14 protein-coding genes are annotated in these 14,116 nt (G+C 41.8%); 11 read left to right on the top strand and 3 right to left on the bottom strand.

Going from position 1 to position 14,116, the window contains the following annotated elements:
* Positions 1-280 precede the first annotated feature (280 nt).
* From EAE90_RS20620 to EAE90_RS20585, 8 genes are all read left to right on the top strand, one after another.
* The gene (locus EAE90_RS20620; RefSeq protein WP_214055080.1) at positions 281-1,111 is read left to right on the top strand and encodes a TNT domain-containing protein; all 831 of its coding nucleotides are present in this window, start codon (positions 281-283) and stop codon (positions 1,109-1,111) included.
* A complete protein-coding gene (locus tag EAE90_RS20615) occupies positions 1,095-1,511 on the top strand; it encodes an Imm63 family immunity protein (protein ID WP_040154273.1) in 417 nt (138 codons plus the stop codon). Before EAE90_RS20620 ends, EAE90_RS20615 begins: the two co-directional genes overlap by 17 nt.
* A complete protein-coding gene (locus tag EAE90_RS20610) occupies positions 1,501-1,653 on the top strand; it encodes a hypothetical protein (RefSeq protein WP_160297707.1) in 153 nt (50 codons plus the stop codon). The genes EAE90_RS20615 and EAE90_RS20610 overlap by 11 nt, the downstream gene beginning before the upstream one ends.
* 226 nt (positions 1,654-1,879) lie before the next feature.
* The gene (locus EAE90_RS20605; protein WP_214055079.1) at positions 1,880-2,083 is read left to right on the top strand and encodes a hypothetical protein; all 204 of its coding nucleotides are present in this window, start codon (positions 1,880-1,882) and stop codon (positions 2,081-2,083) included.
* Positions 2,058-2,480, top strand: coding sequence for a hypothetical protein (locus EAE90_RS20600; protein WP_246551006.1), 423 nt, complete (start codon positions 2,058-2,060; stop codon positions 2,478-2,480). The genes EAE90_RS20605 and EAE90_RS20600 overlap by 26 nt, the downstream gene beginning before the upstream one ends.
* Before the next feature lie 93 nt (positions 2,481-2,573).
* On the top strand, positions 2,574-3,008 hold the full coding sequence (gene imm45, locus EAE90_RS20595) for an Imm45 family immunity protein (protein WP_339921753.1): 435 nt from the start codon (positions 2,574-2,576) through the stop codon (positions 3,006-3,008).
* A 210-nt stretch (positions 3,009-3,218) separates the two neighbouring features.
* Positions 3,219-3,368, top strand: coding sequence for a hypothetical protein (locus EAE90_RS20590; protein WP_214055078.1), 150 nt, complete (start codon positions 3,219-3,221; stop codon positions 3,366-3,368).
* A 333-nt stretch (positions 3,369-3,701) separates the two neighbouring features.
* On the top strand, positions 3,702-4,193 hold the full coding sequence (locus tag EAE90_RS20585) for a DUF2569 domain-containing protein (RefSeq protein WP_214055077.1): 492 nt from the start codon (positions 3,702-3,704) through the stop codon (positions 4,191-4,193).
* Between the two features lie 457 nt (positions 4,194-4,650).
* On the opposite strand, the gene EAE90_RS20580 is transcribed toward EAE90_RS20585, so the two are convergent.
* From EAE90_RS20580 to mfd, 3 genes are all read right to left on the bottom strand, one after another.
* On the bottom strand, positions 4,651-5,496 hold the full coding sequence (locus tag EAE90_RS20580) for a TauD/TfdA dioxygenase family protein (protein WP_214055076.1): 846 nt from the start codon (positions 5,494-5,496) through the stop codon (positions 4,651-4,653).
* Between the two features lie 30 nt (positions 5,497-5,526).
* On the bottom strand, positions 5,527-6,504 hold the full coding sequence (pvcA, locus tag EAE90_RS20575) for an L-tyrosine isonitrile synthase (protein WP_214055075.1): 978 nt from the start codon (positions 6,502-6,504) through the stop codon (positions 5,527-5,529).
* Positions 6,505-7,282: 778 nt separating this feature from the next.
* Complete coding sequence (mfd, locus tag EAE90_RS20570; protein ID WP_214055074.1) at positions 7,283-10,729, bottom strand: transcription-repair coupling factor; 3,447 nt, start codon at positions 10,727-10,729, stop codon at positions 7,283-7,285.
* 197 nt (positions 10,730-10,926) lie between these two features.
* Between mfd and lolC the strand changes: the two genes are divergently transcribed.
* Genes lolC through lolE form a run of 3 tightly spaced genes read left to right on the top strand, consistent with a single transcriptional unit; the run spans position 10,927 to position 14,073 of the window.
* Positions 10,927-12,129, top strand: a complete 1,203-nt coding sequence (gene lolC / locus EAE90_RS20565) for a lipoprotein-releasing ABC transporter permease subunit LolC (protein WP_214055073.1) — start codon at positions 10,927-10,929, stop codon at positions 12,127-12,129.
* Entirely contained in the window at positions 12,122-12,826 is a 705-nt protein-coding gene (lolD, locus tag EAE90_RS20560) for a lipoprotein-releasing ABC transporter ATP-binding protein LolD (RefSeq protein WP_214055072.1), read from the top strand. Before lolC ends, lolD begins: the two co-directional genes overlap by 8 nt.
* On the top strand, positions 12,826-14,073 hold the full coding sequence (lolE, locus tag EAE90_RS20555; protein ID WP_214055071.1) for a lipoprotein-releasing ABC transporter permease subunit LolE: 1,248 nt from the start codon (positions 12,826-12,828) through the stop codon (positions 14,071-14,073). Before lolD ends, lolE begins: the two co-directional genes overlap by 1 nt.
* Positions 14,074-14,116: the final 43 nt, after the last annotated feature.

The raw sequence follows: 14,116 nt of genomic DNA, 5'->3' as shown, positions 1-14,116 counted from the left end.
TATTATTTTAGAAAAAGAAACAGTGAAAAACATTGTCACTTCGACAATAAATTATTATTACTGCCTAAAGTAAAATCCCATCCATGTGAACTGTACCCCAAATGTTAGACAATCATCCGGCATTTAAAAGGGGGCAGTTCATTACGTCTGGGAAAAGTAGCTTACAGGCTGAAAAGTCGCGTCGGGGCGTTGTGGGTCGAGCCTCAAACCTCACTGGAAAAAACGGGTTGTAACCGACTGAGTGCGCAGGGAAAATCGGTGTTCGGTAATCAACTTCGCAATGGAATGCGTTGTTACGGATAATAATGCCCTTAGCATGGGAAGTTTGTTCGGTGCCGAAGGCGCTAAACATTTTGAAGGTGCGGGTTCACTGGCTCAAAAAATGGCCCAATCTGGGGCAACACCCGAAGAAATCAACGCAGCCTTAACTCACTATCTAAAAGGGCAAGTCCCTGATGGTCAGGACCCAGCAAAAGGTTTGATTATTGCGTGGGGTAATTTCTTTGGTGTTCCATTGGATGTCGTGTTATCAAATGAGCAGATGACGCCACAGAAAGCGGCGGAAATTGTTGCCGGAGGGATACCTACCAGTGAAGCGAAGCTGATACAGTTTGCAGCAGCTAAAATGTATTTGTCTTTGAATAAATATCAAGAGGTGTCATCTGGCTCAGAAAAAACATCAAGAAACTTTAATAAAGATAGTGCTATAACAGATAGTGAATCGGGAGGATACTCATCCTATGATAAATTTAGAAAATCTAATACTGAATGGAATTGGCCACCTAAATTAGGATTTGCTGAACCCCCGAAAGAAGATGTTTTAGCTGTAGGTACTAGACTGGATAGATATGGTAGTGCAAATGGGGCGTTTTTGTCTCCCAAAGGAGTTCCTTATGAAAATCGAGCACTGGCTCCTGGTTCTAAAGCAGGAAAATACCATGAATATGAAGTAATTAAACCACTTCCGGTACTGCAAGGCAAAATTGCGCCAGCGTTTGATCAGCCTGGAGGAGGAGTTCAGATATTGCCGAATTTCCCTGAGAGGGTAAATGTTGATTGGCTTATAAAAAATGGATATGTAAAGGAAGTAAAGAATGCTAACCATAAATGAAATACAGGAAAAAGTGTGGTCTTTAGGTGCTAAGATTAATGCACCTAAATCGATGTTGATAGTTTATTCAAAGCCTGTTGGTGATGGTTCTGGATATATAGTTATTGATAATAATCAATATCATATTATTTACTCTGAAAGAGAATATGAAATATTTAGGCAAACAACTGAAGATTTAAATGAGCTGCTATATTGGATAATGGAAAGTGTAGCTAGCCAAATGGCATCTGAATATGAATTAAAGAATAGGAATGATGAAAGTAAAGATTTTCGTAGAGCTTATTTTAAAAAAGAGCTAGAAATATTAGGTGTATTAGATAAAAAGTGGGTATTAAGAGCCAAGAAAAAAATTGAGGAAATATTAGAAAGATCGCCGTACATAGACAATAGTGGCGAATAATAATGTCCTTGGCGCAGCAGCCGGCTCGGATCTTGGGTTCTGGTTAAGTAAAACACCAGATTGCGATACGACGTGCAAGGCTAATATTGCTAAAGGTATAGCTGATGGAAACCTAATTGTCTCTGCGGGAGGAATGGCATAGCCGGTGGTGCCCAGATTGTGGCCGCCACAACTGAAATTGCTGCAATGGCACGAGATGCAATGGAAGGGTGTAAAGCTGCGCCAGCAATTGGCCTAAATAATGAAGATATTTAGGTCGCTGAGGCATTAACTCCGGGTGGTGTAGGTGCAGCAGGTGTACTAGCTGATAAATTTGACTATTAATTAGAGTAACTGGACTAGCTCCGACCACAGTGAACTGCCCCCAAATGCTAGATAATCATCCGGCATTTAAAAGGGGCTGTTCATTACGTCTGAGAAAAGTGGCTTACAGGCTAAAAAGTCGCGTCGGGGCGTTATGGGCCGGGCATCAAACCGTGCCGGGAAAAATTGATTGTAACCGACTGAGTGCATTGGGAAAATCGGTGTTCGGCAGTCAACTTCGCAATGGAATGCGTTGTTGTAGACAATAATCATCTAAGCGTTGACCAGAATCGTTCAAGAAGTGAGGAACTGGTTAATTGTCAGGGTGATAGCAGTTGCCGTGCGACTGTCAGGGATAAATATCGGCAGGAATATGACAAGGTTCAAGAGCGGATAGCAACGTGTTCAGGGGCTGACCAGTGCGTTGCCGTTGCTAAAGAGCTGCGGGCATTGCAAGGTGATTACAGTGCTCGGATAGGCGAAATTCAGGAAAAAGCCAGAATGCAGGGACTGGATTCCCTCACGCCAGTAGAAGTGCGGGAATGGGCAGATTTACGCGGTGCCATGTCGAATATTGACGCATCACGGAATTTAGTGCTCCATCGTGCCCAAATCACCGGAGGCTCAGAAGAAACCACCCAGGAAATCGTGAAGATTATGGGGTAGACGGGAATTGCGGCGTCTGCGGGAGCGGCCGGAGGGATCAGTAAATCTGGAGCAAAAGGAGTCAAAGGAAGTGCTGTACCAGTACCTAATCCAGTGACAGCGAATAATGAGTTAGTTTATAAATCAAATCTTAAACATACTCTTGGTGGTGATGGAAATCGCCGTAATGCGGGAATAGAACCAAAAGACTCATTGAAACTTTTAATAATGAAACTCATCGATCATATAGAAAAATATATATCCAGAGGAACCGTATTCAGGTTGCCGGCAACATGGCCCTATGAAGAACAAGTTGATTTTATGGTTTTTGAAACTCAGGACGATGAACGCCCATATGGACTAATTGTCTCTTCTGGATATAAGGCTGGGTTGATATTGGTAAAACTACCAGCAGAATGTAGTTTAATTGAAACAAGGGGATTAAGCACCCAATGGATTATAGATAACTGGGCAAAATGGATTTACCCAGAATGTGATGTCAGTGACGTCTATGTACTCGAACGATATATAGCAACTCCAGTTGACTGAATATAAACCTTGGCTTCGTAAACTACACTGTAAATGTTGGACAACCATCTGACCATTTAAGGTGTAGTTGATTAAGTCGGAGCAAAGTGGCTTACAGGCTAAAAAGTCGCGTCGGGGCGTTGTGGGTCGAGCCTCAAACCTCACTGGAAAAAATGGGTGGTAACTGACTGAGTGCGCAGGGAAAATCGGTGTTCGGTAATCAACTTCGCAATGGAATGGGTTGTTGCGGATAATAATGCCCTGAGCTTACCCAAAGGGATGGCGGATTACGGTCGGTCAGCATCCAGTCTGGGTACCGCTATGCTAAATGAAGGTAAATCCTCCCAAGAGAACACTATAAGTGCAATAGATATACTATAGAGGTAGGAACAGGCGCATTAACTCAAGGTAAAGGAACACTATTTAGCACCCTTGTTAATACAGGAGGCGCTTATTTAGGAAGTAAAGTTAAAGGGGAAGATCCTACAATCTCAATGTTAGGTAGCGCAGTTAGTACTGTAATTGGTAATAAAGTGCTTATGTCGTTTTTTATAGATGGAATATTTCTTTTTTCACTTGGAGATGTAAATAAGGTTATTAAAAATAGGGGTATTTATAGAGCTAATAAGTTGTTGGTTTATATACTATCACCTATACGATTTACGTAAGTTAATAATCAATCTTTGGATTGAGGTTATTATTTGGAGAAGTTTTATGAAGTGTATTAAATGTGAAAATCCAGCATTACATGAATCAGATTTTTGTGCCACATGTGAGGAGAAAGAGCTGAGTGGAATCGGCGGATTTCTCTATTTTCCGGCAATAAATATTATCTTTGCAATATTAAGTTCTTTATTTAGTGCATATAAAACAATGACAATCCTGATCTCTGGTTATGATTTTCTAGGTGAATTACGTATCCTTATAGGATTTGAGTTTATTTGTTTTACCATTATTTTTGGAGTTGCACTTTATACATCAATTCTTTTTTTTAAAAAGAAGAAAAAAACACCTTTATTTTACATTATCCTTTTAGTTTTTACTTCATTATTTGTAATAACCGATTTAGCATTGGCTCATTATGTATATGAAATAAAACTGGATTATAGTTATCTCTTCTTATTTTTTAGAACTGTGTTTTATGTATGTATATGGGTTCCTTATTTTATTATATCTATTCGAGTTAAAAGAACATTTATAAAGTAATGATTAAAATTAAACTATTTTGCAAACGATGTTAAATAAGAGTAGGTGAGTTTTTTGCAACCCATATTTATTCAAAAAATATGACAGTCAAAACTAACTCGACCTTGTGAATTGCTCCCAAAAGTTAGGCAATTTAAATCATTCGTTCATCAAGGTCTGAGTACTGTATTTTGCTGAGCTCAGACCATTTAATTGTTACTTGATTCGTAAGTGTGCGGCGAAATTCTTATTAATCATTGAATAATTTACTCAAGAGCGATAATACCCTTGCGAGATTAAGATGGCCCACCTATCCAGTGAATCCAGTAAGCCATTTTTACTATACCTTATGGATTTCAAGATGCTTCGCGACGACAAAGGAGTGAATCCCCGGGCGCATAGATAACTATGTGACCGGGGTGAGCGAGTGCAGCCAAAAAAGAGGCAACTCGAAAGATGACGGGTATATATAAGAATACTATGATCTTAACGCCAGATTATTAAATACTGGATCAGATTGAATATGGATTCTCTGTAAATGCCGTTCTGATTTTGAAGTAAATCCTTCACGCCCATGTAACAGAGAGAAATTATCCACAATCACTAGATCGCTTTTTTTCCATGTATGAGCATATAAATGGCGCTTATCATATAATATATTGATAAAATTTTGCTGAAATTCCGCTACTTGATCAGGGTTGATATTATGGTATTCAATAGCATGTTTATTCAGGAATTTTTCTCCATCTATTGCTGGCTCATTATATCTGATAACGTATCCATTTCCGTCTGGGTGTTCTTCCAGTAGAGGAGAATGAACTTCTCCGCCATAATGAGTGACTTTATTAATGCGATAAGTAATCGATATATTTTTCCATAGTTCTAGCTGCTGTTGAGTTGCATTGGCAACAACACGACGAGTATTAACAAAGGTTGTTCTGCCCCCCTGATCACTTTCAGGTGCGTGGGCACAATGGAACATAATAAATTCGGGAATTGTCGGTTTATACATACCGTCCCAGTGCAACGGCATGTAGCTGTTATCAAAAACATGATCGGTAGCATCTTGATGTTCACGAACATCTAAAATAGCACCAAACGGCCACATCATTATTTCTCCCCAATGACGGGCATATGCTTCATATTTTTCGTGATCAGATAAATCAGATTTAAAACCACGTAATATAAGCAGATGGTGTTTTCTCGCTAGTTCTTTCAGTTGTTCCACTGATAATGTATCAATATGTTGATCAGAATATTGAGGCGTAATTTTTAAACCAAATGGGGTTATCTCTTCTGTCTGGAAGTTATTTAATTCTGTCATCGCTATTTTCCTTTAAATTATAATTTCTCTTTAAATCACATAGTGACTGGGTTTTCCATGAATATTAACTAGCTTTCCACCCATCATCTGGACTTCTTTGTGTTTCATAAGTATGAATTGTCCATTTACATTGGCTGCGACACCGTGCCAAGGGGTTAACCAATCATCCCGGGTTGGCATCATATGAATACCAAGTTTAATGCTATTTGCTGGCTGAGGATGAATAGATAAACGTATGGCTTTTGGAAAATGAGTATCTAATAAACTTCCCCACGCCCAACTTCGTTGAATAACACCGACGGCCCTTTGTTTGGCATCTTTTTGTAGGGCATTGTTTGAGCCGGTATAGCCGGGTAATAAGCTGTCTTCATATAAGAAGCGGGTGACTGCACGATATAATTGTAATCCATCACTATTTTGCAACAGTTCATCTTTGATAGACTCTTCTGAACGGGCATAATGTTTGACTAACAGATGTCTCTGTAAATTGAAATCGTCACTATGTTCGCAGAGTTCTTTATCGTCATTAAGGTTAAATGTACTTAAATTGATAGCACCCACTTCATGAAGTAATTGTTTAATATCTTCATGATATTGACTGATAACTGTATCATTGACACGAATCAGATCACCAAAAACATGCCCATCAGAGCAAATAATAATGCGGGCGCCAGGCGGATAATAAAGTTGGATACGCTGGCAAAGAGAATTAAGAAAAATTAAAGATAGACGCTCTGCCATATCGGGAGCAGTACCAAGCACTTTATTTCTGTTTGGTGATTTTGTTGGGAATGCTGGTAAAATAAATTCTATAGGTTTTTTGTTCTTGATAAATTGTTCAATTCTAGGCAATTGTACAGTTTTAACAATCTCTTCTTCTTTAGCCGAATCCCTCCCTGAGTCAGTAAGGCGTCTGCGATATTGCAATAACTCACGCAGAATCTGTATAGAAATATTGCTGGTGGAAACATTCTCTGAAGTAATATTATTAGCGGTGGTAATTTGCATAATTACGATTTCTCATATATTTGTTGCAAATATATCTATTTTTAAAATAGATAAATAGCGGTTCAACTAATTGGTATAGGCGAAGTGTAAGATAATGCAATTAAAAGATAATATAATATTTAAGAATATCTAATAATCTATTTAGTAATAAACAATATGTTTGAATATGATTTATATAATTAGTCAATATATTTGATTGATTGTTACATTAAGGCACCGTTTAATAGAGTTATTAAAACATTCGCCAACTGGTACGATCACTTAAGTTGGATACTAGTTAAAGTTAAATGAGCGATGTGAAACGAGATTGAGGATAATTTTTTATTAGTCATTTTTTTCTGAAATTGATTCTGAATAAGGTAAATAAGGCGTTTTTTCGCTATTAATATATTGTTAATAATTATATGATGTGGTTTTTTATAATTAGAAGTTATGGTTTTAAAGGAAGAAAATATCATTAAAGTAAACTGCTGCATGAGGTTGATAATAAAGGCTATTATTACGATTATGACCATATTTAGTTATTATTTTTCGTAAATAAAATTTTCCTCTAATCCAATCAGATTAGTCATCTTCATTTCATATAGATATTGTCATATGATTGTTATTTTAGAATAAATATTTATAAATGAATAACGGCATAATTATTCAATAGTAAAAATGAATATTAATCTCAATTTTTACGGGGTTATATAGAAAAAAAGAGTTATGCAATGTGAATAAAATCGCAGTACTTCCCCACAGGCTGGCAATCAATCATAGGGGAAGTGGAAATAATTTAAGGACAGATTTGATGATGTTTAAAAGTATCAAGTAATTGCTGAATGAATTCCAGGCGTGCCATTCTTTCGTTCAGATCTATGATGAATTTCAGTTTAGCGGGGCCATCTAACCGGTAGATTTCGGGCTGTTTCTGTAACAGACCGATAAGATAAGTTGGATCAACTTTATGTTTCTCACTAAACTCGATGAATCCTCCTTTATCATGGGCTTCTATTCGTTTAATACCTAATTTCTGAGCTGACAGGCGAATAGCTGCTGATTGTAATAAATGACGCCCCGGATTAGGTAATGTGCCGAACCTATCTATCAATTCAACCTTCAATTCCGTTAATTCTGATTCATCTTTGGCGCTGGCAATGCGTTTATAAAAAGACAAACGCATATTGACATCAGGAATATAGTCATCAGGTAACAAAATAGGCATCCGCAATTCAACGTCAGTTTGGCTATTGGCCAAGTCTTCAAGTGAAGGTTTACGGCCTGCTTTTAGTGCATCGACAGCACTTTCCAACATCTCCATGTAGAGAGTGAAACCGATGGTTGTCATCTGACCACTCTGCTCTTCACCCAGGAGTTCGCCAGCTCCACGGATTTCAAGGTCGTGAGTTGCTAGTGCAAAACCGGCGCCTAAATCTTCAAGGGAGGCGATCGCTTCCAGACGTTTGTGTGCATCGGTGGTCATTGCTTTCGGATGTGGCGTCAGTAGGTAAGCATAAGCCTGATGGTGGGAGCGCCCGACGCGTCCACGCAATTGATGCAATTGGGCCAGGCCAAAATGGTCAGCACGTTCAATAATGATGGTATTGGCGCTTGGAATATCGATGCCTGTTTCAATAATTGTGGTACAAATCAGAACATTAAATCGTTGATGATGGAAATCAGTCATCACTCGTTCCAAATCTCGTTCACGCATCTGCCCATGACCAATGGCGAACCGTGCTTCTGGTACTAACTCTTCGAGACGCAGTTTTGCTTTCTCAATATTTTCAACATCGTTATAGAGGTAGTAGACTTGACCACCGCGCAAAACTTCACGCAGTATGGCTTCTCGCACAACTAGGTTGTCATACTCACGCACGAAGGTTTTAACTGCCAGACGACGAGCCGGTGGGGTCGAAATAATTGACAGATCCCGCATACTGCTCATTGCCATATTAAGCGTTCGTGGAATGGGAGTTGCAGTGAGGGTCAGAATATCGACGTCGGCACGCATGGCTTTGATCTGCTCTTTGTGACGAACACCAAACCGGTGCTCTTCATCGACAATTAACAAACCAAGGTCTTTCCAACGCAGGTCGCTTTGTAGCAGTTTATGCGTGCCAATAATAATATCAACTTTACCTTCGGCTGCCATTTCAACGATTTGTTGCTGTTCCTTGGCGCTGCGGAAGCGGGATATCATCTCAATACGTACAGGCCAATTAGCAAAGCGGTCGCGGAAATTATCAAAGTGTTGCTGAGCCAGTAGGGTGGTCGGAACCAGGACCGCCACTTGCTTGTCATTATGGACTGCCAGAAATGCGGAGCGCATCGCGACTTCGGTCTTGCCAAATCCTACGTCACCGCAAATTAGGCGATCCATAGCGACTGGTTGACACATATCATTCAGAACGGCGTTAATCGCCTGTTCCTGATCTGGGGTCGTTTCAAATGGAAAGTTCTGACAGAACAGTTGGTATTGTTCCCAATCATGTTTAAAAGCAAATCCAGGTTTTACGGCGCGGTGAGCATAAATATCGAGCAGTTCCGCGGCCACATCGCGCACTTTTTCGGCTGCTTTCTGGCGAGCTTTGTTCCATGCTTCTCCGCCCAATTTGTGTAATGGGGCATTTTCATCAGCCCCACCTGCGTAGCGGCTGATTAGATGCAGGGAAGATACCGGAACGTAGAGTTTGTCGTCGCTGGCATAACTTAGGATCAGATATTCAGCTTGGATACCACCTGCTTCCAGCGTAGTTAACCCTTGGTAGCGGCCAACGCCATGCTCCAAATGGACCACCGGCTGATTGGGGCGTAATTCAGCAAGGTTACGGATCAGGGTATCGGTATTAATCGTGCGGCGGGTGTCTTGACGGCGGCGAACAACACGTTCACCGAGCATGTCACTTTCACAGATCAGAGCAATTTCATTCTTCGTATCGATAAAACCATGTTCAGCGGCACCAATCATCAAAAAGTGACCAGGTTGTTGCGCCTGATTTAATTTATTGATTTTAATTGGTTTAATCTTTATTCGCGACAATAGTTCTTGTAATGTCTCTTTTCGTCCTTCGCTCTCGACGGAGAAAATTACGCAGCCACTGAATTGTTCCAGAAAACGGCGAAGTTTATCCAGCGGCGCCTTATTTTGCGCAACAACGGAGAGATCGGGCAGTAATTGATAATCAAGATTTACGTGACTCGTTTTTTTGCTCAATTCTTCCGCTTTAAGTTGAATACGGGGCCAGTTTTTTAGCGCTGAGAATAATTTGTCCGCCGGAAGCCAAAGCTCTTCTGGGGGGAGGAGAGGTCGCATTGGATCAATTTTACGGCTCTCGAAGCGCTGTTGAATATCTTGCCAGAAACGTTCAGCGGCATTGTTGATTTCTTGGCTAAGAATCAGTGTGTTATCAGGCAGGTAATCAAACAATGCAGGCAGAGGTTGGCTGAAAAACAACGGTTGCCAGTATTCTATCCCTGCCGGTAGCGTACCTTTGCTGACTTGCTGATAAATATGCTCGCTGTCACGACGGACTTCAAAACGTTCCCGCCACTGACTGCGAAACAGTTCAATAGTCTCTTTATCTGTTGGGAATTCATGAGCAGGCAATAGGTTGATTTGTTTAACCTCAGCTAGCGTGCGTTGGCTGTCAACATCGAAAATGCGTAAGCTATCGATTTCATCATCGAAGAAATCAATACGATAAGGATGCTCGCTTCCCATTGGAAAAAGATCAAGTAGTGCGCCACGAGTAGCAAATTCGCCATGCTCAAGAACTTGTTCGACACTACGATAGCCAGCTTGTTCCAGTTCAGTACGGAGTTTGTCCCGTGAGAGTCTCTGACCTTTATGCATAACCAGCGCATGTCCGTTAAGGTACTCATGAGGGCAAACCCGTTGCATTAAGGTATTTATCGGCAGGATTAAAACACCTTTGGTCATCGTCGGCAGACGGTAAAGTGTAGACAGACGGTTGGAAATGATTTCCTGATGGGGAGAAAAGCTGTCATACGGCAGTGTTTCCCAGTCGGAAAGAAGATCAACCGGGCAGTCGGTAAACTGATGGATTTCATCATGCAGACGCAAGGCGTTTTGCATGTCTTTAGTTATCAGTACGACAGGCCCTTGATGGCGTTCGATAATCTCAGCACACTCTACAGCGCAAGCAGCGCCAATAAGTCGACCTAATTGACGGTTATCACCGCGGCGTTCAGGAAGTTCATAACGATATTTTGAGGACATAAGCGTAAATGTATTCTCTATGATTCAGTCCATTCCTAACGGCTTTCGACGCATATATAGTCTTCGAGTAAACACGCAGGCTGGTTGAGAGAAAATAAAAAAACCACAGAATCTGGGTGTTGGTGGTTCCATAAAATATAACTACCCTTTATTATCCCCGAACACTTTGCTTTGGCAACAGGGGCGTAACAGATTTCATGTTTCAATCTGTCTCATTATTTATAGGTTTACGGTATATGCGTGGCCGGGCGGCTGACAAATTTGGTCGGTTTGTTTCATGGCTATCAGCAATTGGTATTACTCTCGGTGTTGCTGCATTAATTACAGTATTGTCTGTGATGAACGGTTTTGAGCGTTCATTGGAAAACAGTATTCTTGGCTTTATGCCACAGGCAATTGTGACGTCGGCAAACGGTTCGCTAGACCCAAAAGCGCATCCTGCCAGTGAACTTGCGGATCTTAAGCAGGTTAACAAGATTACACCATTGGTGACGGGGGATGTGGTATTGCAAAGCGCCCGGAATGTCGGTGTCGGTGTGATGTTGGGCATCACTTCTGATGAATATGAGCCGCTGACTGAATATTTGATTGGCGCTGATCGTCATCAACTTGCGCCCGGTAACTACAATGCCATTTTGGGCGAAAGAGTAGCCGGGGAGCTTGGCGTAAAACGTGGTGATCGCATTCGCCTGATGGTGCCTGGTGCAAGTCAGTTGACGCCAATGGGGCGTATTCCGAGTCAGCGTCTATTTACTGTTATTGGTACTTTTACATCTAATAGCGAAGTCGATGGCACACAGATTCTGGTTAATCAGCAAGATGCTGCTCGTCTGATGCGCTATCCGCCAGGTAACATTACTGGTTGGCGTCTCTATCTTTCAGAACCATTGACTGTAGATAGTTTGAGCTTACAAACCTTGCCTGAAGGGTTGTTGTGGAAAGATTGGCGCGAACGTAAAGGTGAGTTTTTCCAAGCGGTCAGGATGGAAAAAAATATGATGGGCTTATTGTTAAGCCTGATTATTGCTGTGGCTGCATTCAATATCATTACTTCGCTTGGTTTACTGGTGATGGAAAAGCAAGGAGAAGTGGCGATTTTGCAAACACAGGGACTGATACGGCGTCAGGTGATGGCGATTTTTATGATCCAGGGAGCCGGAGCCGGGATCATCGGCACTTTGCTGGGAACTGGGCTTGGTGTTCTACTTTCCAGTCAGCTTAATAACTTAATGCCGCTGATTGGCCTGTTGACATCAGGTGTTGAACTGCCTGTTGCCATTGAACCGCTACAAGTTGTTACAATCGCAATTTCAGCGATGGTGATTGCCCTATTGTCTACGTTATATCCTTCCTGGCGTGCTGCTGCCGTCCAACCTGCTGAGGCTTTGCGTTATGAATAATCAACCACTATTGTTGTGTAATAATCTGTGTAAAAAATATCAGGAAGGGCAAGTACTGACCGAAGTGCTGAAAAATGTCACTTTTGCTATCAATCAGAGTGAAATGATGGCGATTGTGGGAAGTTCCGGTTCAGGTAAGAGTACGCTTCTGCATTTGCTTGGTGGGTTGGATACGCCGACTTCTGGTGAAGTCCTGTTTAAAGGGCGCTCTTTGAATAAAATGTCCTCTGGGGCTAGGGCAGAACTGCGTAATCATGAATTGGGCTTTATTTATCAATTTCACCATCTGTTGCCAGATTTTAATGCGATAGAGAATGTCGCTATGCCGTTGTTGATTGGCGGTAAAAATCGTAGTCAGGCGCAAAAGAAAGCATTAGAAATGCTGGCGGCCGTTGGTTTGGAGAAGCGGGCTCATCACCGTCCATCAGAATTATCAGGAGGTGAACGCCAGCGTGTGGCAATTGCCAGAGCATTGGTTAATGAGCCCTCTTTAGTTTTAGCGGATGAACCTACCGGTAATCTCGATTTACATAATGCAGATAGCATCTTTGCATTACTGGGCGAGCTTAACCGGCAGCAAGGCACGGCATTTCTGGTTGTCACCCATGATTTAAATCTCGCCGGCAGATTAAATCGTCAGGTGGAGATGCGTGATGGCTATTTACAGGATAAATTGACCCTCGCGGGGGCGTTGTAATGGCGAATTTGCCCCTCTCTTTGGTTACAGCCTTGCGATTTAGTCGTGGGCGCCGCCGTGGTGGTATGGTCTCTCTGATTTCTGTGATTTCTACGCTAGGGATTATGCTTGGCGTTGCTGTTCTCATTATTGGTTTGAGCGCTATGAATGGTTTTGAACGAGAATTGAGAAACCGCATCCTCTCTGTTGTGCCTCATGGTGAAATTTATACGGTCCACCAGCCTTTTGAACAGTGGCAGCCTGCGCTGGAACGGGTAAAAAACACAACCGGCGTGGTTGCTGCTTCACCTTATATTACTTTCACTGGATTGATGGAAAAAGGCGCCAGCTTGCATGCGGTTCAGGTGAAAGGGGTTGATTTAGCCACTGAGGCTCAGGTCAGCTCATTACCACAATTTGTACAGGATAACGCCTGGCAAAATTTTCAGGCTGGTCATCAACAGGTCATTCTGGGGCAGGGAGTTGCTAATGCCTTGAAGGTTAAGCCGGGTGACTGGCTGACTGTTATGATCCCGAACAATGATCCTGAGATGAAATTGTTGCAACCAAAACGAATTCGTTTACAGGTTAGCGGAATTTTTCAATTGAGCGGCTTGCTTGATCATAGCTTGGCTCTGATTCCTTTGGCTGATGCTCAACAATATTTGGAGTATGGTCAAGGGATCACAGGCATTGCTCTCAAGGTTGATGATGTATTTGCTGCTGATCAGCGGGTAAGGTCTGCTGGGGAAGCATCACAGGAGTATGTCTATATCAGTAGTTGGATGAGAAATTATGGCTATATGTATCATGATATTCAGATGGTACGTAGCATTATGTATCTGGCGATGATTCTGGTGATTGGCGTGGCGTGTTTTAATATCGTTTCTACCTTGATTATGGCGGTAAAAGATAAAAGTAGTGATATTGCTATCCTGCGAACCCTCGGCGCTAAAGATAGGCAAATTAGAGCAGTTTTTCTCTGGTATGGGTTACTGACGGGTATGACAGGCAGTATTGCCGGTGCTGTAGCCGGTGTGTTGGCATCACTGAATCTGACAGCGCTTATTCATGGGTTGGAAAAGTTGATCGGGCATCAATTTCTTTCCGGTGATGTTTACTTCATTGATTTCCTGCCATCTGAGTTACATGGCATGGATGTTCTGTATGTTCTGGCGACGGCTCTGATTCTGAGTTTATTCGCTAGTTGGTATCCGGCAAGACGGGCAAGTAGACTTGATCCGGCGCGAATTTTAAGTGGGAAATAATTAATCTATTATTGGCATGAGCTAACCAAAAGCGTTATGGTGT

Source organism: Photorhabdus caribbeanensis, assembly GCF_018448885.1.
GTDB lineage: Bacteria > Pseudomonadota > Gammaproteobacteria > Enterobacterales > Enterobacteriaceae > Photorhabdus > Photorhabdus caribbeanensis.
The sequence above is the reverse complement of the archived record's forward strand: the minus strand, read 5'-3'. Positions and strand labels throughout refer to the sequence as shown.